Raw genomic sequence first — 18,160 nt, 5'->3', positions numbered from 1 at the left:
CATTTGCTTGTACCGGCGCGTGTAACAAATTTCAAACGATGGTAACGAAGCGTTTTTCAAGGATTTCGAACGCGGGCAGCGTCTTGCCTTCCAGCACTTCCAGAAAGGCGCCGCCGCCAGTGGAGATATAACCCACCTGTTTTTCGATGCCGTATTTGGCGATGGCCGCCAGGGTGTCGCCACCGCCAGCAATGCTGAACGCGGGGGATTCGGCGATGGCCTTGGCAATCTCGCGGGTGCCGTTTTCAAAGGCCGTGAATTCAAACACGCCCACCGGGCCGTTCCAGACAATGGTGCCTGCGGACTTGAGCTGGGTGGCCAGGCGGGCGGCGGTTTCGGGGCCGATGTCCAGGATCAGATCGTCCTCGGCCACGTCCTTGGCTGCCTTCACGGTCGCTGGGGCATCGGCGGCAAAGGCCTTGGCGGTGACCACATCGGTGGGGATCGGCACTTCGGCGCCGCGCGCTTTCATGGCGGCGATCACGGCGCGCGCTTCGTCCAGCAGGTCGGGTTCGGCCAGGCTTTTGCCGATGGGCAGGCCCGCAGCCAGCATGAAGGTGTTGGCAATGCCGCCGCCCACGATTAGCTGGTCCACCTTGTCGGCCAGGCTCTTCAAGATGGTGAGCTTGGTCGAGACCTTGGAGCCCGCCACGATGGCAGCCAGCGGGCGCTGGGGATGGGCCAGGGCCTTGGTCAGGGCGTCGATCTCGGCCGACAGCAGCGGGCCGGCGCAGGCAATCGGGGCAAATTGAGCGATGCCGTAGGTCGTGCCTTCGGCGCGGTGGGCGGTGCCAAAGGCATCGTTCACGAAGATGTCGCACAGCGCAGCCATCTTGCGGGCCAGGTCTTCCTTGTTCTTTTTCTCGCCCACGTTCAGGCGGCAGTTTTCCAGCAGCACGACCTGGCCAGGGGCAACGGTGACGCCGTCCACCCAGTTCGAGACCAGCGGAACATCGCGGCCCAGCAGCTCGGCCAGGCGTGCGGCCACGGGGGCCAGCGAGTCCTCGGGCTTGAATTCGCCTTCGGTCGGCCGGCCCAGGTGGCTGGTCACCATGACGGCCGCTCCGGCGTCCAGCGCCATGCGGATGCAGGGGATCGATGCGCGGATGCGGGTGTCTTCGGTGATGCGGCCAGCATCGTCCTGGGGAACGTTCAGGTCGGCACGGATGAAAACGCGCTGGCCTTGGGCCTTGCCTTGGGCGCACAGATCGGAAAAGCGGAGGATGTTCATGGCGGAGGGGTGGATTGAATCGGGCTCTTGAGGGCTGCCATTTTAGTGAGCGAAGCCCATGCGGCTCCCGCGCCCGTGCCAGTGCAACCGCGGAACTGGCTCTGCCAGGCCCCTGGCGTCGTCCCCCTGGGGGCTGAGGGGCAGCGGCTCCAAGCCTGCCTGCGCAGGCTTGGACTGCACCGAAGAGCCACCGCCTCTGGCGGCGGCACTGACGCACACGGCTCAGGAGGTGCTTCTCTACCAATTCCAGCCGATGTGCAGCGGCAGGTACACCACCATGCCCACCACGATGGTGCCCAGGATGCCGCGCCGCCAGAAGTAGTAGGCAGTGGCGCACAGGACGGCAGGGATGCGCGCGTCCATGAACGTGCCGATGAGTTCACCCTGGGTCATCAGGATCTCGGGCGCGATCACAGCGGTGAGGGCGGCCAGCGGTGCGTACTTGAGCCCGCGCTTGAGCCAGTCGGGCAGCGGCAGCTCGCGCTCGGGGATCATGAAGAACGAGCGCGACACCACCGTGATCACGGCCAGGCCGAAGATGGCGATGGCGGGTTCGATCCAGGACCAGTCGTTCATCATGGATGGCGCTCCTCGCGCAGTGGCACCACGTCGCCCGCCTCGACCTGCTCGCGTTCTTCAGGGGGCAGCACGCTGTCGGCGGGCAGCAGGACCAGTTCGGGCTTGTGGCGGCGGCGGTCCACTGCTTCCATCAAGAGGCCCGCAGCCACCGCTGCCGCAATGGCCACCAGGATGTTGAGCTTGAGCGGCAGTGCAAACGCGGCAATCGCAGCCGTGGCGGCGACCGCGGTGGCCAGCCAGGTGGCCCGGTCGAACAGCAACGACAGCAGCACGCCCAGCAACGCCAGCACGCCCGCAAACCCCAGGCCCCAGGACAGCGGCACGGCATTGGCCAGCAGAATGCCAGCGATGGACGGCACCTGCCAGGCCAGCCAGTTGGTGCTGGCCGCGCCCCAGAAATACGGCACCTGCTCGGGTTGGGGGCGCGGCTCCGGAAAACGCTTCATGAAGGCCACGTAGATGACATCGCCGCTGAAATAGCCCACCGCCAGGCGCTGGCGCAGCGGCAGGTGCGCGAAGTAGCTGCGCCACATGCTGCTGAAGATCACAAAACGCAGGTTCACACAGCTCGCCGTGAGCCAGACCACCCACAGCGGTGCGCCCACCGCCATCAAAGGGATGACCGCCAGCTGCGCGCTGCCGGCATACACCACCAGCGACATGAAGATGGCCATCCCCACGGACAACCCGCTCTTGACCATGACCACTCCGGTGACCAGGCCCCAGGCCCCGATGCCCACGGCCGTGCCCGCCATGTCGACGGCGGCCACGCGAAAGGAGGGGTGGCGCAGTGTGTTGCCGATGGCGGCCCGGCGGCTCATGCCGGTGTCGCGGCGGTAGTGGGCGCAGCGCCCAGCACCATGCCGGGCTGCAGGTCAAAGCCCCGCAAGAAATCGGCCGCTGCGAGCCGCTTGCCCCCCGCGCGCTGCAAGGTGGTCAGGCGCAGCGTGCCTTCGCCGCAGGTGACCGTCACTCCGTCGCCATTTACCGAAAAAATTTGGCCATATCGCTTATCTGTATTGGGTTTATTGCTATCAATTTCATAACTCCACACTTTGATCGTTTCCCCGGCGCATTCGGTGCTGGCCCCGGGGAACGGGTCAAACGCCCGAATACGCTGGCCGATCACCGTCGCGGGCAGCGACCAGTCGATGGTGCTCTCGGCCTTCTCGATCTTGTGGGCGTAGGTGATGCCCTCGGCGGGCTGGGGCACGGCCTTCAGCCCTCCACAGGCGGCCAGTTCCAGAGCCTCCACGATCATGCGGCCCCCGAGCGCGGCCAGCCGGTCGTGCAGGGTGGCGGTGGTGTCTGTGGGCGCAATGGCCAGCCGCTCCATCAGCAGCATGTCGCCGGTGTCCAGGCCAGCATCCATCTGCATGATGGTGACGCCGGTTTCTGCATCCCCGGCCTCGATGGCGCGATGGATGGGCGCGGCGCCGCGCCAGCGCGGCAGCAGGCTGGCGTGGATGTTCAGGCATCCCAAACGCGCCCCCACGCTTCCCGCTGCGCGTGGTTCGCTGCCCCCCGCGGGGGCCTTCGTGCCTTCGGGCGGCCGTGCGGCGCTCATGGAATCCAGCACCCACTGCGGCAGGATGAGGCCATAGGCGGCCACCACCATCACATCGGCCTGCGCAGCCACCAGCGCATCTCGCGCGGCGGCTGCATCGTCGGGGTATTTGCCGTCAAGGCGCAGGCTGCGGGGCTGCGCCACCGGGATGCCATGCTCCAGCGCGCATTGCTTGACGGGGGAGGCCTGCAGCTTCATGCCGCGCCCCGCGGGGCGGTCGGGCTGGGTCAGGACCAGGGGCACCGTGAACCCTGCGGCCAGCAGCCGCTCCAGTGCCACGCGGGCAAATTCGGGCGTGCCTGCAAAAATGACTCTCATGGGAAACCGTTGTCAGGAGGTAAGTACGCACTCAGTCGCGCGCGTTGTCAAAATGGGGAAGCTCGTCCGTGAACATCACCAGCCGAACCACGCCCTGGCGGTCCAGGTGGACGTGGGCAAGGCGCGGGTCGGAGTTCTGGCGGAAGCGGTAGGTCCAGATGTCGCCCTCGAACCGTGCCACACGCTCCACGCGCAAAGGCACGCCAAAGGTGCGCTGCACGTCGGCGGCGGTCCATACGCCCACGGGAAGGTTCTCGAAGCGCGCCTGCGTCAGCACCTGCTCGTTGCGCACCAGCCTGCCGCTGGCGTCGAAATCCAGGTTGTAGGCTGCAAACCCCGCGGGCAGCTCGGAGTACAGGAGCCGCTCGCCGCTTGGCAAAGGGAAGGAGGCGGTGGGCGGCCCGAGACGGGCAACCACCTCGGCGCGCAGCGCGCCGGTTTTTTCGCGGGCCGGCAGCGCACAGCCCGAAATTTGCACCGCCAGCACAAGAAGCGCCAGGCGCGCCAGCACTCCGCCACCCCTGCGGGTGCAGAGCGCCGGACCGGTCACTCGCGCGCCCCCCGCTGCTGCTTGACCATCTTGGTCTTGATGCGATTGCGCTTGAGTGGGGAGAGGTATTCCACAAACACCTTGCCCATGAGATGGTCCATCTCGTGCTGGATGCACACCGCCAGAAGGCCATCGGCCTCAATGACGCGGGACTGGCCCTGGGCGTCCAGTGCCCGCACATGCACAGCATCGAAGCGTTCAACGCCGTCGTAGATGCCGGGTACCGAGAGGCAACCTTCTTCGTTGAGGTGCTTTTCGGCACTGGTCCAGACCAGTTCGGGGTTGATGAGCACCAGCGGCTGGTTGCGTTCCTCAGAAACGTCGATGACCACCAGGCGCTCGTGCACGTCCACCTGGGTGGCGGCCAGGCCAATGCCATGGGCGTCGTACATGGTGGCCAGCATGTCGGAGACCAGCGTCCGGATGCGGTCGTCCACCGCCGCAATGGGGCGTGCAACCTTGTGAAGCCGGGGGTCCGGGTAACAGAGAATGGGAAGGATTGCCATGAAAGCTGCCAAGAGATGTCGCTATTTTCGCCACTTTTAAGGCCTGCTGCAGCGCCGCCAGCCAATAATCGTTGCCGAATCAAGGGCTTGAGCAGAGAATCTAAGAAGCTTTGTAACGTATTTGCCCGGCTGCGCGGTTGCTCCGTGCGTCGAGGTGCCAGCGAGGGGGCGTTTCCCAATGCATGAGAAAAGGAACAACATGACAGCATTCACCAGCGTGCGGCGGACCGCCCTGGGCGCGCTCACCATCATCGCTGGCGCTTTGCTGGTCGCACCGGCTCAGGCCCAGACCCCTCCCATCTCCAGCGGTCAGCGCGCCACGGCACAGCAAGTGTCGGAGCGTGGCATCCCGCTGTCCGAGCTGGCGCCTAATGCCCCGGACACCTATACGGTGCAGCGCGGCGACACGTTGTGGGGTATTTCGGGTCTGTACCTCAAGCGGCCCTGGCGCTGGCCCGAACTGTGGGGCATGAACCTCAAGGCCATTGCAAACCCACACCTGATTTATCCGGGCCAGACGCTTTACCTGGACAAGGATGGCAGCTACGCCCGCCTGCGGACGACACCCCCTGGCGTGTCGGATTCAGAGCCTCAGACGGTGCGCGTGTCGCCCCGCACCCGCAGCGACAGTCTGGCCAGCACGGCCCTCCCCACACTCAAGTCTCACCTGATCGAGCCCTTCCTCGTGGAGCCTCTGGTGGTGGATGCCGACGTGTTGCAACGGGCTCCCCGCATTGTGGCCACCACCGAAGATCGCGTGCTCATGGCCAGCGGCGACCGCGCCTATGTGCGCGGCGATGCATCCGCCCCCGTCCGTGCAGAACCTGGCGAGCCCCGTTTTTTCCGTGTTTTCCGCGATGCCGTGGCCATGAAGGATCCGGTGACGGGTGAAATCCTGGGGTACGAAGCACAGTACCTGGGCAAGGCCGAGCTGGTGCGTGGCGAGTCTTTTGAAGAGATTCCCAACGGCAAGGGCGGCTATGTCTCTGAATATGTGCCTGCCACTGTGGATCTGTCCGGCACCAAGGAAGAGATACGCGCAGGGGACCGCATCCTGCCAGCGCCTGCCCGGGTCTTCACCAGCTACACCCCACGAGCGCCCCACATCGATGTGGACGCGCGCATCGTCTCCATCTACGGCAGCTTCTCGGCAGCCTATGCCGCCCAGAACCAGGTGGTTGCGATCAACATGGGTTCGCAAGACGGCATTGAGCCAGGTCATGTCCTGTCGCTGCTGACCCAGGGCGACCGCATCAAGGATGTGACTGGCGAGGGGAAGACCATGATCAAGCTACCCAGCGAGAGCAACGGGACGGCCATGGTGTTCCGGACCTTCGATCGCGTCTCGTACGCGCTGCTGCTTGAAATCCGCAGCGGCGTGCGCGTGGGCGACCGCCTGATCAATCCTCAGGAATAACGGCGGACTGGCTGAAGCCGCACGGCTGCCTGTGGGTGGCGCGGTGGCGGGGCCGGCGTTGCCGTGGTTCTTCTATCAACTACCTCCGTGGACCGCGACGAGCTGGGCGCTTGGTTGCGCCTCACGCTTTCCCCGGGCGTGGGCAATGGCGCCGCGCGGCGCCTGCTGGCCCGTTTTGGGCTGCCGCAGGACATCTTCCGCCAACCCGAATCTGCCTTGCAGCACTGTGTGACCTTGGCCCAGGCCAAGGCGCTGTGTACCGTACCCAGCGGATGGGAGGCGTTGCTGGAGACCACCTGGCATTGGCTGGAGGGGGCAGATCCACAAGGACCTGCCCGTGCGGTGATCACATTGGGGGATGCCCGGTATCCCCAGTCGCTGCTGGACACCGAAGATCCCCCGCTGCTCATGTACCTGATGGGGGCGGCCCGGCTGGTGGCACAAAACCCGTTCCCGACCGGCCGGTGCCTGGCCGTGGTCGGAAGCCGCAACCCCACGGCACAGGGCGCGGACAACGCGCGGCTTTTTTCGCGCGCACTGCGGGGGGCGGGCTTCACCATCGTTTCGGGGCTCGCGCTGGGTGTGGATGCGGCAGCCCATGAAGGTGCGCTGGATGTGTCCTCCGACCCCTTTGCGGAGGCAACACCCGCCACCATTGCGGTGGTGGGCACCGGGTTGGATCGCGTCTACCCCCGCAAGAACCTTGACCTGGCCCACCGCATCGCAGCCCACGGGGTGTTGGTCAGCGAATACCCCCTGGGCACGCCACCGCTGGCCGCCAATTTCCCCAAGCGCAACCGCATCATCTCCGGCCTCTCTCAAGGCACTCTCGTGGTCGAGGCGGCGTTGGCATCTGGTTCGCTGATCACCGCCCGAATGGCGGCGGAACAGGGCCGAGAGGTATTTGCCATCCCCGGCTCCATTCACGCACCGCAATCGCGGGGTTGCCATGCGCTCATCCGCCAGGGCGCCAAGCTGGTGGAGTCCGCCCAAGACGTGCTGGAGGAGCTGCGCATGCCTCTGGCCCCGGAACGTACTGGCACAGCAGATTCCACCACTGCAGGGGCTTACGGCGAGAGCAGTACGGCCGCAGAAACCCGTGTGACGGAAAACCCCTTGTTGCAGGCGCTGGGTTTTGACCCCATGGGGGTGGATGCCCTGGTGGCCCGCACGGGCATGGATGCGGCGTCGCTGCAGGTGGAATTGCTGGAGCTGGAGTTGGATGGCCAGGTGGCGCGTCTGCCCGGCGGCCTGTACCAGCGGCTGGGCAGCGCCTGACGCTGGCGGTGACCTCTCGTTGCCCGGTGGCACAGGCATCGTCTTGATGCCCCTGAAACCGCGTCAGTCCAGCAGCCGCTCGGGGTTTGCGTCCAGCTTGGCCAGTGCATCGCGCGTGGCGCGCAAGGTCAGGCCTTCTTCGTCCTGGGCCACGAGCAAGCCCGCTTGCAAGTACGCAGCCAGCCTGCGCAGCTGGATCAGGTAGCTGCTGCCATCCACGGCTGCGAACAGGTGCAGCTGCTTGCGCTGGCTTTGCCACGCGTACTGCACCTGGGCCGATGCGCCGTTGTGGTCCAGTGTGTACCAGGTGCCAGGCTGCAATTCCTGGGCCCAGGCCACCATGGCGTCTTCCACCGGGGCGCCGTTGTCGGCGACCACGTGAATGGACGAAGCGTCGATACCCAGCATCATCTCGATGTTGTCGGCATTGAGCGGCATGTCGCCCAGCGTGGCGTCGCTAATAAAGTCCTCCAGATTGGCCAGGCGCTTGGCCATGGCGTCAATGTGGGCCTGCGGAATGGAGGCCGTCTTGGACAGGAAGGCATCGGCCAGGGTGTCGGTGAGGATCTTGATCTGGGCGTCCTGCGGCGCGCCGTTCACGCCCATGAGGGCCAGCCCCTGGCGCAGTCGCTGCAGCAAGCCAGGAAGATTCTGGATGACCTGCGCGCGGTCGCTGCGGTTGGGCTTGGCACTGGCGGCCCAGACGAGGTCGGCGGCTGTGCGCTTGAGCGAGATGGTGTCTGCGTGCTGGGGGCCGTCGCGCACGGCCGAGAGGGCCAGGACTTCGGCCCAGGTCTTGAACAGAAACTCGCGGATCTCGTCGCGCACCGGCATGTCGCGCAGCATGGTGCGCAGCTCGATGGTGTACTGGATCGCCAGCGTCTCCCTTTGTTCTACCTGTTGAGCCACCGTAACCAGGCGCGACGTAGCCTGCTTTTCGGTGAGGAACTTGGACAGGAACTTCTCGAACTCGTCGTAGACCAGCTGGAACACCCGGCGGCCGGTTTCAGGGTACTGCTCAATCACCTGTACCACGCGGCGGATTTCCGCCTCCAGTGCGCTGCCATTGATGCTGGTCGCATCAAAGCCCATTACGCAGGCGCCCATACGGTCGATCAGCTGGCGCGCTGGGTGGTTGAGGTTGCTGAAAAACTCTGGCTCGGCCAGTGCCACGCGCAGCACAGGCACCTGAAGTCGCGCAAACCACACGCGCACGGCTGGCGGGATGCGGTCCTCGGCCAGGATGCTCTGGAACATCAGGGCCACCACTTCGATGATGGCTTTTTCACCGGCCGTCGAGGCCTTTTTCTTGAGTTCGGTCGAGCGTTCGCGCACGGCACCTGCCAACTGGACCACGGCCGCAGGGCTGTAGTCTTCCATCAGGGTGGCGACACCGCTGTAGTACGTATCGGCGTGCACACGGTGGGCGGTCAGTGCATGGGCCAGCGCCGCAGACGCTGGTGGGGCATTGACCATGTCGAAGCCGGTGGCGGGCTGTGTGAGCAGCCTGCGCAGTTGCCCCATCACACCGTGGGCGCGCTGGCGGGCGCGTGCCAGCGGAGTCATGCCGGTGGCAAACGCAGTGGGCATTCCGTGCTGCGGGTAGCCCGGTGGGGGCATGCGGGACGGATGCTGGGGCATAGGCCGACCGCCTTGGGGGGGCACCATGCCCCCGCGCGCTGCCGCCATGGCATCCCGGGTCTGGGCCAGGGCCTGGGAGGCCAGGCCTCCGGCCCCGGAGTCATTGCTCCCACCGCTGCCGGTGATCGCCCCCCCTGCCGTGCGCCGCACGCGGGACTTCAGGTCCGCCTGTGGCGTCACACCCTGTTCCACATAGAACACGTTGACGGCCTGGTACTGTTTCTGGAGCAGGTTGGCCAACTCCCGCTGCAGCGGATCCACCACGGTCTGCAGGTCGGTGCGGGGCAGTCCGGCCTCCACCCACTGCTCGACCAGCAGCAGGCACACGGCTTCCGGACGGAGGATGTCGCTGCTGTCGAGTTCCTGGCCTTCCAGCGACTGGGTGCGCTGCCGCAGTGTGTCGAACTGCTGGCTCACCTGTTCGCTGACCGTCAGGGCCATGCGCGAAGCCAGGATCTTGTTTTCCACCACGTCGTCACTCAACAGTTCGAACTGGGGGTTTGCGCCATTGGCTGCCAGGGCACCCCGGGTGGTGCTGCTGTGGGGGGCCAACGCATCGCGCCAGGCCTTGCCGGTGCGATCTGTCCAGGCTGCGTGGTGCTGTTGGTACCGCATCCAGGCATCGCGGTGCGACTGCATTTCGCGCGCCGTGCCCGTCTGGGTCATCAGCGTTGTCAGGAGGTCCAGGACCGTCTTGTCCAGGTCCGGGAGCCCTGCACAGATGCCCTCTACGAACCGCTGGCGCGCCTGGCGGGCCAGGCGGCGCTGCGGAACGGAAGAGGGCGTGGGCTGCATGGGCAGATATTAGCGGGTCAGACGGTGGCTCCGGCATGGGGATCATTCGGATCCCCATCTTTTCTGACGGGCTTGACAAGGTCCTCGCGTTTTACGCCGAGCCACATGGCGATGGCGGCTGCCACGAACACGGACGAGTAGATGCCGAACAGGATGCCGATCGTCAGCGCCAGCGCAAAGTAGTGCAGGCTGGGGCCGCCAAAGAAGAACATCGACAGCACCATGGCCTCGGTCGATGCGTGGGTGATGATGGTGCGGCTCATCGTGCTCGTGATGGCGTGGTCGATCACCTCGTGCGTGCTCATCTTGCGGTACTTGCGGAAGGCCTCGCGGATCCGGTCGAAGATCACCACCGACTCGTTGACCGAGTATCCCAGCACGGCCAGCACAGCAGCCAGCACCGACAGAGAGAACTCCCACTGAAAGAACGCGAAGAAGCCCAGGATGATCACCACGTCATGCAGGTTGGCAATGATGGCTGCTACCCCGAACTTCCACTCGAAGCGGAAGGCCAGGTAGATCACGATGCCCACGACCACCATGGCCAGCGCCATGAGGCCGCCGTGCACCAGTTCCTCACCCACCTGCGGGCCGACGAACTCGGTGCGGCGCAGCGTGACCTCGGGGTCAGCGGCCTTGAGCGCGCCCAGCACCTGCTCGCTTTGCTGCGCGGATGTGACGCCCTTTTGCACGGGCAGCCGGATCATCACGTCGCGGGCGGTGCCGAAGTTTTGCACCTGCACGTCCGGATAGCCCAGGCCGGAAACCGTCTCGCGGACCTTGGCCAGTTCGGCGGGCTGGCTGTAGGCCACTTCCATGACCGTACCGCCGGTGAACTCCACCGACAGGTGCAGGCCGCGGGTCAGCAGGAAGAACACTGCGAGGGCAAAGGTGATGAAGGAGATCGCGTTGAAGATCAACGCGTGCTTCATGAAGGGGATATCTTTTTTGATGCGGAAGAATTCCATGGCCGTTGTCCTTTAGTTCGTCTTGGCCACGGCGGTGTCGGCATCTGGCTTCCAGACCGTACCGATCGACACGCTCTTGAGCTTCTTCTGGCGGCCGTACCACAGGTTCACCAGGCCCCGCGAGAAGAACACGGCCGAGAACATGCTGGTCAGGATGCCGATGCAATGCACCACGGCAAACCCGCGCACCGGGCCGGAGCCAAAGGCCAGCAGGGCCAGGCCTGCAATCAGCGTCGTCACGTTGGAGTCGAGAATCGTCGCCCAGGCACGCTCGTAGCCCGTATGGATGGCCGCCTGTGGCGATACACCCGAGCGCAGCTCCTCGCGGATGCGTTCATTGATCAGCACGTTCGAGTCAATGGCCACCCCAATCGCGAGGGCCATGGCGGCAATGCCCGGCAATGTGAGTGTGGCTTGCAGCATCGACAGAACCGCCACCAGCAGCAGCACGTTCACGCCCAGCGCAATGCTGGAGAACACGCCAAACAGCATGTAGTAGGCGCACATGAAGATGGCAATCGCGATCAGACCCCAGACCACGCTGTTGATGCCGCGCTCGATGTTGTCGGCGCCCAGGCTGGGGCCGATGGTGAATTCTTCGATGATTTCCATGGGCGCCGCCAGCGAACCGGCGCGCAGCAGCAGCGCGGTGTCGTTGGCTTCGGCCGTGGTCATGCGGCCCGAAATCTGCACGCGCCCGCCGCCGATTTCGGTGCGGATCACTGGCGCGGTCACCACTTCGCCCTTGCCTTTTTCAAACAGCACGATGGCCATGCGCTTGCCTACGTTCTCGCGCGTGATGTCCTTGAAGATGCGCGCACCCTTGGCGTCCAGCGTGAGGTTCACAGTGGGTTCCTGCGTCTGGCCGTCAAAGCCCGGCTGGGCATCGGTCAGGTTCTCGCCGGTCAATATCACCTGCTTCTTGACGATGACCGGCTGGCCGCTGCGTTCCAGATAGCGTTCCGAGCCGAACGGCACGGGGCCACGGCCAGTCTCGGCGGCGCGGGCTTCGGTGCCCTCGTCCACCAGGCGAACTTCCAGCGTGGCGGTGCGGCCCAGGATGTCCTTGGCCTTGGCCGTGTCCTGCACACCGGGAAGCTGCACCACGATGCGGTCCAGGCCCTGCTGCTGGATCACGGGTTCGGCCACGCCCAGTTCGTTGATCCGGTTGTGCAGCGTGACCATGTTCTGCTTGAGCGCCTGCTCCTGCACCTTGCGCGTGGCTTCGGGCTTGATGGCAACGCGCAGCTTGAATTCAGTGCCCTCGGGCGTGCTGGTGACCTGGAGGTCGGGGAACTGGTCCGCAATCAGGTTGCGGGCTGCAGTCATCGTGGCTTCGTCGCGTACCTTGATGTCGATGTTCTGCCCTTCGCGGCTGATGCCGCCGTGGCGGATGCTCTTGTCGCGCAGTGCGGTGCGGATGTCGCCTGCGTACGACTCGGCTTTTTTGGTCAAGGCCGCCTGCATGTCCACCTGCAGCATGAAGTGCACGCCGCCGCGCAGGTCCAGGCCCAGGTACATGGGGTTGGCGTGCAGGGATTTGAGCCAGACGGGCGAGCGGGACACCAGGTTCAGCGCCACGATGTACGAGGGATCGCTGGCGTCGGGCACCAGGGCCTTCTGGATCGCGTCCTTGGCCTTGAGCTGCGTGTCGGGCGCATCGAAACGCGCGCGCACCGAGTTGCCTTCCAGTTCCACGAAGTCTGGCGTGACGCCAGCCGCCTTGAGCGCCTCTTCCACCCGCTGCTGCACGGCGGTGTCCACCTTGACGGTGGCTTTGGCCGACGAAACCTGCACGGCAGGTGCCTCGCCGAAGAAATTGGGCAGGGTGTACAACACCCCCACCAGCAGCACGATCACCAGGATCGCGTACTTCCAGACCGGATAACGGTTCATGATCGCGCTCTTATCTCAGTATTTCAGGCGCTGTGTGCGCCGATCCCCTCATGCCAGCGGACACCGTGGAACTGGCGTTGCCAGGCCACGGGCGTCGTCCCCCTTCCCGCGCGCAGCGCGAGAGAAGGGGGAAGCGGCGCAGCCGCTCAGGGGGTTGATCCTCACTTCACCGAACCCTTGGGAAGCACCTGAACCACGGCGCTGCGCTGCAGCTGCACTTCCACGCCGCTGGCGATCTCGATGTGCAGGAAACCTTCGGACAGGCGTGTGACCTTGCCGACGATGCCGCCTGCGGTGGCCACTTCATCGCCCTTGGCAATGGCTTCGATCATGGCGCGGTGTTCCTTCTGGCGCTTCATCTGGGGGCGGATCATGACGAAGTACAGCACCACAAACATCAGCACCAGGGGCAGCATGCCCGTGAGCGTGGACATCATGTCGCCGCCGCCAGCGGCTGCTGCGGGTGCGGTTTGGGCAAAAGCGGAAGAAATAAACACGGACTGGACTCCACAACGGATGTTCAAAATTCACACAACCCGCCAGAGGCAAGCGCCAAAGCGCCTGTCAGGGCAGAACAGGGCATTGTATGCGGCGCCCCGCCTGTGTCCCCAGGAGGAAGACCCAAGGCGGCAGCGGGTGTTTGCCGCGCCAGGCGGCGCAGGGGATGGATTGACAGTTATTTGGGTAAAAATGGCTGCTAGCGCTTGATGGTTATGCATTTATAGCTCATCAATTAATAGCAAAAAGCCCGCGCCAGGCGCGGGCTCTCCGCCCCAAACGGCCGCTGCGGGCCGTGTGTCAGGCCGCTTGGCGCCGGGGCTCGGTCGCCTTGCCGCTGCGCCACTGGGCCATCAGGCCGTCCCATTTGGGGCGTGCCGCTTTCAGGTGGCGCTCCTTCACGTGGCCATAGCCCCGGATCTCTTCGGGGATGCGGGCGATCTCCACGGCCAGGGCCAGGTTGTCCGCATTCAGCGTGGCCAGCAGTTCGTCGATGCAGGCGCGGTATTCCACGATCAGCGCGCGCTCCATGCGGCGCTCCTCGGTCTTGCCGAACACGTCCAGCGCCGTGCCGCGCAGACCCTTCATCTTGGCCAGCAGGCCAAAAGCGCTGCGCATCCAGGGGCCGAAGGGCTGCTTGACGAGTTCGCCCTTGTCGTTCTTCTTGGCCGTCATGGGTGGTGCCAGGTGGTGCACCAGCTTGTAGTCGCCTTCGAACATGTTGGCGATCTTGTCCGTGAAAGCCTGGTCGGTGTGCAGGCGCGCCACTTCGTACTCGTCCTTGTACGCCATGAGCTTGAACAGGTAGCGGGCCACGGCTTCGCTCAGGCGGGTGCCGACGTCCAGCCGCGATTCGGTCGCCTTCACCTTCTCGACAAACGCGTGGTACTCGGCCGCGTAGGCCGTGTTCTGGTAGCCAGTGAGGAATTCGACACGCTTGGCGATCATCTCGGTCAGCGAGGGCTTCTTCACAAACTGGATCACCTGCGCAGCCTGGAACAGCGCCTGCACCGACGCCAGATCGTGCGCGCAGCGGCGGCCCCATTCAAACGCGGCCTTGTTGTTGTCCACCTGCACGCCGTTGAGTTCCATGGCGCGCATCAGCGAGGCGAAAGTCAGTGGCACGCGGCCCTTTTGCCAGGCATAGCCCAGCATCAGCGGGTTGGTGTAGATGCTGTCGCCCAGCAGCTGGGTGGCCACCTGCTCAGCGTCAAAGCTGCCCACACCGCCTGCGCCGACCGCCGCAGCAATCGCGCTGTCGCAATTGGCACCGGGGAACTGCCAGTCCGGGTTGGTCACGAAGGCCGCCGTGGGCGTGCCGTGCGTGTTCAGCGCCACGAAGGTGCGACCCGGTTGCATCACAGCCAGTGTGTACTTGTGCGCCGCCACGATGGAGTCGCAGCCGATTACCAGGTCCGCCTTGGCCGTATCGACCTTGGTGGTGTAGATGGCTTCGGGGCGGTTGGCGATCTGGATGTGGCTCCAGGTGGCGCCACCCTTTTGTGCCAGGCCGCCAGCGTCCTGCGTGATGACGCCCTTGCCATCCAGGTGCGCCGCCATGCCCAGCAGCGAGCCGATGGTGATCACGCCCGTGCCGCCCACGCCGCCGACCACGATGCCCCAGGCCGCTTCCGCCACCGGCAGCACGGGTTCAGGAATGGACGGCAGCGCCGACAGGTCGCCTTTCTTTTCCTTCTTGGGCTTCTTGAGCTTGCCGCCCTCCACCGTGACGAAACTGGGGCAGAAGCCGTTGACGCACGAGTAGTCCTTGTTGCAGGTGCTCTGGTTGATGCGGCGCTTGCGGCCAAATTCCGTCTCCACCGGCTCGACGGAGAGGCAGTTGGACTTGGTCGAGCAGTCGCCACAGCCCTCGCACACCAGCTCGTTGATGACCACGGTCTTGTCGGGCGTGGCCAGGGTGCCGCGCTTGCGGCGGCGGCGCTTCTCCGTCGCGCAGGTCTGGTCGTAGATGATGACCGTGCAGCCCTTGATCTCGCGGAACTGGCGCTGCAGCGTGTCGAGCTCGTCGCGGTGGTGCACCGTCACGCCATCGGCCAACGGTACGCCGTCGTACTTCTGCGGCTCGTCGGTCACGATGATGAGCTTGACCACGCCCTCGGACTTCAGGCTGTTCATGATCTGCAGCACCGAGTGGCCTTCAGGCCGCTCGCCCACCTGCTGGCCGCCGGTCATGGCCACGGCGTCGTTGTAGAGCACCTTGTAGGTGATGCTGGTGCCGGCCGCAATGCTCTGGCGGAGGGCCAGCAGCCCGCTGTGGAAGTAGGTACCGTCGCCCAGGTTGGCGAACACATGCTGGTCGGTGGTGAACGGCGCCTGGCCCACCCAGGTCACGCCCTCGCCGCCCATCTGCGTGAAGGTGCTGGTGTTGCGGTCGGGCATCCAGTTGGCCATGTAGTGGCAGCCAATGCCGGCCACGGCGCGCGAGCCCTCGGGCACGCGGGTGCTGGTGTTGTGCGGGCAGCCGCTGCAGAACCATGGGGCGCGTTCGCCCGTGTCCACCTTCAGCTCCGCCATGCCGCGCTCGCTGGCTTCGATGACGCTGATGCGTGCATCCATGCGCGCGATGATGTCGCCGGGCACGCCCAGCTTCTTCAGGCGCTTGGCAATCGCCTTGGCGATGATGGCGGGCGTGAGGTCGGCCTTGGCGCGCAGCAGCCAGTTCTGGCTGGGGTTGGGCATGCTCCATTCGCCACCCGTCGCATCGCCCTCGGGCTCGTCGAACTTGCCCAGCACATTGGGGCGCACGTCGGCGCGCCAGTTGTACAGCTCTTCTTTCAGCTGGTATTCGATGACCTGGCGCTTTTCTTCCACCACCAGGATCTCTTGCAGGCCTTGTGCAAAGTCGCGCGTGATGGTCGCTTCGAGCGGCCACACCACGTTGACCTTGTGCACGCGGATGCCCAGCTGGCGGCAGGTGTCGTCATCGAGGCCCAGGTCCACCAGCGCCTGGCGGGTGTCGTTGTAGGCCTTGCCGCTGGCAATGATGCCGAAGCGGTCGTTCTTGCCTTCGATGACGTTGTAGTTGAGCTTGTTGGCGCGGATGTACGCCAGGGCCGCGTACCACTTGTAATCCATCAGGCGCGCTTCCTGCTCCAGCGGCGCGTCGGGCCAGCGGATGTGCAGACCGCCGGGCGGCATCACGAAGTCCTCAGGCATCACGATCTTCACGCGGTCCGGGTCGATGTTGATGCTGCTCGAAGACTCCACCACCTCCTGGATGGTCTTCATGCCCGACCACACGCCCGAGAAACGGCTCATGGCAAAGGCGTGCAGGCCCATGTCCAGGATCTCTTGCACGCTGCTCGGGAAGAACACCGGCGTGCCGCAGGCCTTGAAGATGTGGTCGCTCTGGTGCGCGGCCGTGCTGCTCTTGCTGATGTGGTCGTCGCCCGCAATGGCGATCACGCCGCCATGCTTGGCGGTGCCCGCCATGTTGGCGTGCTTGAACACGTCCGAGCAGCGGTCCACGCCCGGGCCCTTGCCGTACCAAATGCCGAAGACGCCGTCGAACTTCTTGCTCTGCGGGTACAGGTCCAGCTGCTGCGTGCCCCAGACGGCCGTGGCGCCCAGCTCTTCGTTCACGCCGGGCTGGAAGACGATGTTGTTGGCCGCCAGGTGCTTCTTGGCCGCCCACAGCGCTTGGTCATACGTGCCCAGCGGGGAGCCCCGGTAGCCGCTGATGAATCCGGCGGTGTTCAGCCCGGCCACCGCATCGCGCTGGCGCTGCAGCATGGGCAGGCGCACCAGGGCCTGCACCCCGCTCATGAAGGCCCGGCCGTGGTCCAGGGAATACTTGTCGTCAAGCGTGACGGTTTCCAGCGCCTTGCGGACGGATTCTGGGAGTGGGGCATTCATGGCTATGTCTCCAATGGCTTTTTTGTGGGGTCCGCGCCTTGTGGGCCGGTGGGGGGCAGAGTCCATCCGCCCGTTTAGGGCCGCGACTCCAGTGTGGAGAGAAGTGTATGTCTGCGCCGCTGATATGTCTTTGCGTTCTGTGCCGTGTTTAGGCTATTCTGAGAAAGGATCTTTCTCATTGCAGCCATTTTGTGAACACTCTCGACAAATTCGATATCGCCATCCTCAACGAACTGCAGGCTGACGCCCGCCTGACGAACGCCGAGCTGGCCCAGCGCGTGGGCCTGTCGGCCGCGCCCTGCTGGCGCCGCGTGCGGGCGCTGGAAGAGCAAGGCTTCATCAAGGGCTACCGCGCCGAGATCGACCGGCACAAGATTGGCCTGGGGGTGCTGGCCTTTGTGCGGCTCGATGCCGACCGCAGCACGGGCAACCTCACGCGCAAGATGGAAGAGGCCATCCGCCAGATCCCCGAGGTCGTGTCGTGTCACTACATCAGCGGCACCGGCACCTTCGAACTGCAGGTGGTGGCGCGCGACCTGGACAGCTTTTCGCAGTTCGCGCGCGACGTGCTGCTGAACCTGCCCAATGTGAAAGACATGCACACCAGCTTCTCGCTGGGCGAGGTGAAGGCCAGCGGGGCGCTGCCGCTCACGCACCTGGCGCGGGTCAAAGGGTAATTGCTATTAAATCAATAGCTGTTAGGGCTTGATGGACGCGCGGAAAGGCCTGTTTTGGCTTCAAATCCGTGCAGTGCAAGCCCTCGCCCCGGGGCGAGGGGCTCGATGTGGCCGGGCGTCCTGCAAGGTAACAAGGCGTTAGGGCGTGGTTCCTGCGCGGGGTGTGCTGTATAAGCCTGCGGAACCACAGCGGGGCTGCCAAGCTGCCGCACGCACCCTCTCCGCCACGCGCCTGCAAGGCCCTGCACCTCGTGTCCCTGACCGGGGTGTTGGTTCGCAAGGTGGCTGCGCGAGCGGTTGCCGGTGGATCTACCAATACAACGGCTCCTTTCGCGCACAGCCCCAGGGCCTGCCGACCGGAGC

At 65.1% G+C, this 18,160-nt stretch carries 14 protein-coding genes; 3 read left to right on the top strand and 11 right to left on the bottom strand.

Annotated elements, in window-relative coordinates; all coding sequences use genetic code 11:
* Nucleotides 1-31 precede the first annotated feature (31 nt).
* From ACSQ22_RS02930 to def, 6 genes are all read right to left on the bottom strand, one after another.
* Nucleotides 32-1,231: a phosphoglycerate kinase gene (locus ACSQ22_RS02930; protein WP_436129377.1), complete on the bottom strand. Its 1,200-nt coding sequence runs from the start codon at nt 1,229-1,231 to the stop codon at nt 32-34.
* A 237-nt stretch (nt 1,232-1,468) separates the two neighbouring features.
* On the bottom strand, nt 1,469-1,807 hold the full coding sequence (locus tag ACSQ22_RS02925; protein ID WP_121421627.1) for an AzlD domain-containing protein: 339 nt from the start codon (nt 1,805-1,807) through the stop codon (nt 1,469-1,471).
* Nucleotides 1,807-2,631: an AzlC family ABC transporter permease gene (locus ACSQ22_RS02920; protein ID WP_436129376.1), complete on the bottom strand. Its 825-nt coding sequence runs from the start codon at nt 2,629-2,631 to the stop codon at nt 1,807-1,809. Before ACSQ22_RS02920 ends, ACSQ22_RS02925 begins: the two co-directional genes overlap by 1 nt.
* Nucleotides 2,628-3,695, bottom strand: coding sequence for a methionyl-tRNA formyltransferase (locus ACSQ22_RS02915; protein WP_436129375.1), 1,068 nt, complete (start codon nt 3,693-3,695; stop codon nt 2,628-2,630). The genes ACSQ22_RS02920 and ACSQ22_RS02915 overlap by 4 nt, the downstream gene beginning before the upstream one ends.
* A 31-nt stretch (nt 3,696-3,726) precedes the next feature.
* The gene (locus ACSQ22_RS02910) at nt 3,727-4,206 is read right to left on the bottom strand and encodes a hypothetical protein (protein WP_436129374.1); all 480 of its coding nucleotides are present in this window, start codon (nt 4,204-4,206) and stop codon (nt 3,727-3,729) included.
* 35 nt (nt 4,207-4,241) lie between these two features.
* Nucleotides 4,242-4,751 carry a peptide deformylase gene (def, locus tag ACSQ22_RS02905; RefSeq protein ID WP_121421624.1) on the bottom strand — a complete coding sequence of 170 codons (510 nt, stop codon included), beginning with the start codon at nt 4,749-4,751 and terminating at the stop codon, nt 4,242-4,244.
* A 199-nt stretch (nt 4,752-4,950) separates the two neighbouring features.
* Between def and ACSQ22_RS02900 the strand changes: the two genes are divergently transcribed.
* Both ACSQ22_RS02900 and dprA read left to right on the top strand, forming a co-directional pair.
* The gene (locus tag ACSQ22_RS02900) at nt 4,951-6,168 is read left to right on the top strand and encodes a LysM peptidoglycan-binding domain-containing protein (protein WP_218300823.1); all 1,218 of its coding nucleotides are present in this window, start codon (nt 4,951-4,953) and stop codon (nt 6,166-6,168) included.
* An 87-nt stretch (nt 6,169-6,255) separates the two neighbouring features.
* Entirely contained in the window at nt 6,256-7,446 is a 1,191-nt protein-coding gene (gene dprA / locus ACSQ22_RS02895; RefSeq protein ID WP_436129373.1) for a DNA-processing protein DprA, read from the top strand.
* 63 nt (nt 7,447-7,509) lie between these two features.
* Here dprA and ACSQ22_RS02890 read toward each other — a convergent pair whose 3' ends face one another.
* The 5 genes from ACSQ22_RS02890 to ACSQ22_RS02870 form a co-directional block, all read right to left on the bottom strand.
* On the bottom strand, nt 7,510-9,882 hold the full coding sequence (locus tag ACSQ22_RS02890) for a DUF1631 domain-containing protein (protein ID WP_121508163.1): 2,373 nt from the start codon (nt 9,880-9,882) through the stop codon (nt 7,510-7,512).
* Between the two features lie 17 nt (nt 9,883-9,899).
* Nucleotides 9,900-10,850, bottom strand: coding sequence for a protein translocase subunit SecF (gene secF, locus ACSQ22_RS02885; protein ID WP_121421621.1), 951 nt, complete (start codon nt 10,848-10,850; stop codon nt 9,900-9,902).
* 12 nt (nt 10,851-10,862) lie between these two features.
* The gene (secD, locus tag ACSQ22_RS02880) at nt 10,863-12,746 is read right to left on the bottom strand and encodes a protein translocase subunit SecD (protein ID WP_436129372.1); all 1,884 of its coding nucleotides are present in this window, start codon (nt 12,744-12,746) and stop codon (nt 10,863-10,865) included.
* A 161-nt stretch (nt 12,747-12,907) separates the two neighbouring features.
* Nucleotides 12,908-13,243, bottom strand: a complete 336-nt coding sequence (gene yajC, locus ACSQ22_RS02875; protein WP_055400362.1) for a preprotein translocase subunit YajC — start codon at nt 13,241-13,243, stop codon at nt 12,908-12,910.
* Nucleotides 13,244-13,544: 301 nt separating this feature from the next.
* Nucleotides 13,545-17,120: an indolepyruvate ferredoxin oxidoreductase family protein gene (locus tag ACSQ22_RS02870; protein ID WP_436129371.1), complete on the bottom strand. Its 3,576-nt coding sequence runs from the start codon at nt 17,118-17,120 to the stop codon at nt 13,545-13,547.
* Between the two features lie 191 nt (nt 17,121-17,311).
* On the opposite strand from ACSQ22_RS02870, the gene ACSQ22_RS02865 reads away from it, so the two are divergent.
* A complete protein-coding gene (locus ACSQ22_RS02865; RefSeq protein ID WP_094289647.1) occupies nt 17,312-17,797 on the top strand; it encodes an Lrp/AsnC family transcriptional regulator in 486 nt (161 codons plus the stop codon).
* Nucleotides 17,798-18,160 lie beyond the last annotated feature (363 nt).

Source organism: Acidovorax sp. LjRoot38, assembly GCF_964252975.1.
Taxonomy (GTDB): domain Bacteria; phylum Pseudomonadota; class Gammaproteobacteria; order Burkholderiales; family Burkholderiaceae_C; genus Acidovorax; species Acidovorax facilis.
The sequence above is the reverse complement of the archived record's forward strand: the minus strand, read 5'-3'. Positions and strand labels throughout refer to the sequence as shown.

Coding starts and splice junctions, on each gene's coding strand:
- ACSQ22_RS02930 (WP_436129377.1), bottom strand. CDS start 1,231: ATGAACATCCTCCGCTTTTCCGATCTGTGCGCCCAAGGCAAGGCCCAA.
- ACSQ22_RS02925 (WP_121421627.1), bottom strand. CDS start 1,807: ATGAACGACTGGTCCTGGATCGAACCCGCCATCGCCATCTTCGGCCTG.
- ACSQ22_RS02920 (WP_436129376.1), bottom strand. CDS start 2,631: ATGAGCCGCCGGGCCGCCATCGGCAACACACTGCGCCACCCCTCCTTT.
- ACSQ22_RS02915 (WP_436129375.1), bottom strand. CDS start 3,695: ATGAGAGTCATTTTTGCAGGCACGCCCGAATTTGCCCGCGTGGCACTG.
- def (WP_121421624.1), bottom strand. CDS start 4,751: ATGGCAATCCTTCCCATTCTCTGTTACCCGGACCCCCGGCTTCACAAG.
- ACSQ22_RS02900 (WP_218300823.1), top strand. CDS start 4,951: ATGACAGCATTCACCAGCGTGCGGCGGACCGCCCTGGGCGCGCTCACC.
- ACSQ22_RS02890 (WP_121508163.1), bottom strand. CDS start 9,882: ATGCAGCCCACGCCCTCTTCCGTTCCGCAGCGCCGCCTGGCCCGCCAG.
- secF (WP_121421621.1), bottom strand. CDS start 10,850: ATGGAATTCTTCCGCATCAAAAAAGATATCCCCTTCATGAAGCACGCG.
- secD (WP_436129372.1), bottom strand. CDS start 12,746: ATGAACCGTTATCCGGTCTGGAAGTACGCGATCCTGGTGATCGTGCTG.
- ACSQ22_RS02870 (WP_436129371.1), bottom strand. CDS start 17,120: ATGAATGCCCCACTCCCAGAATCCGTCCGCAAGGCGCTGGAAACCGTC.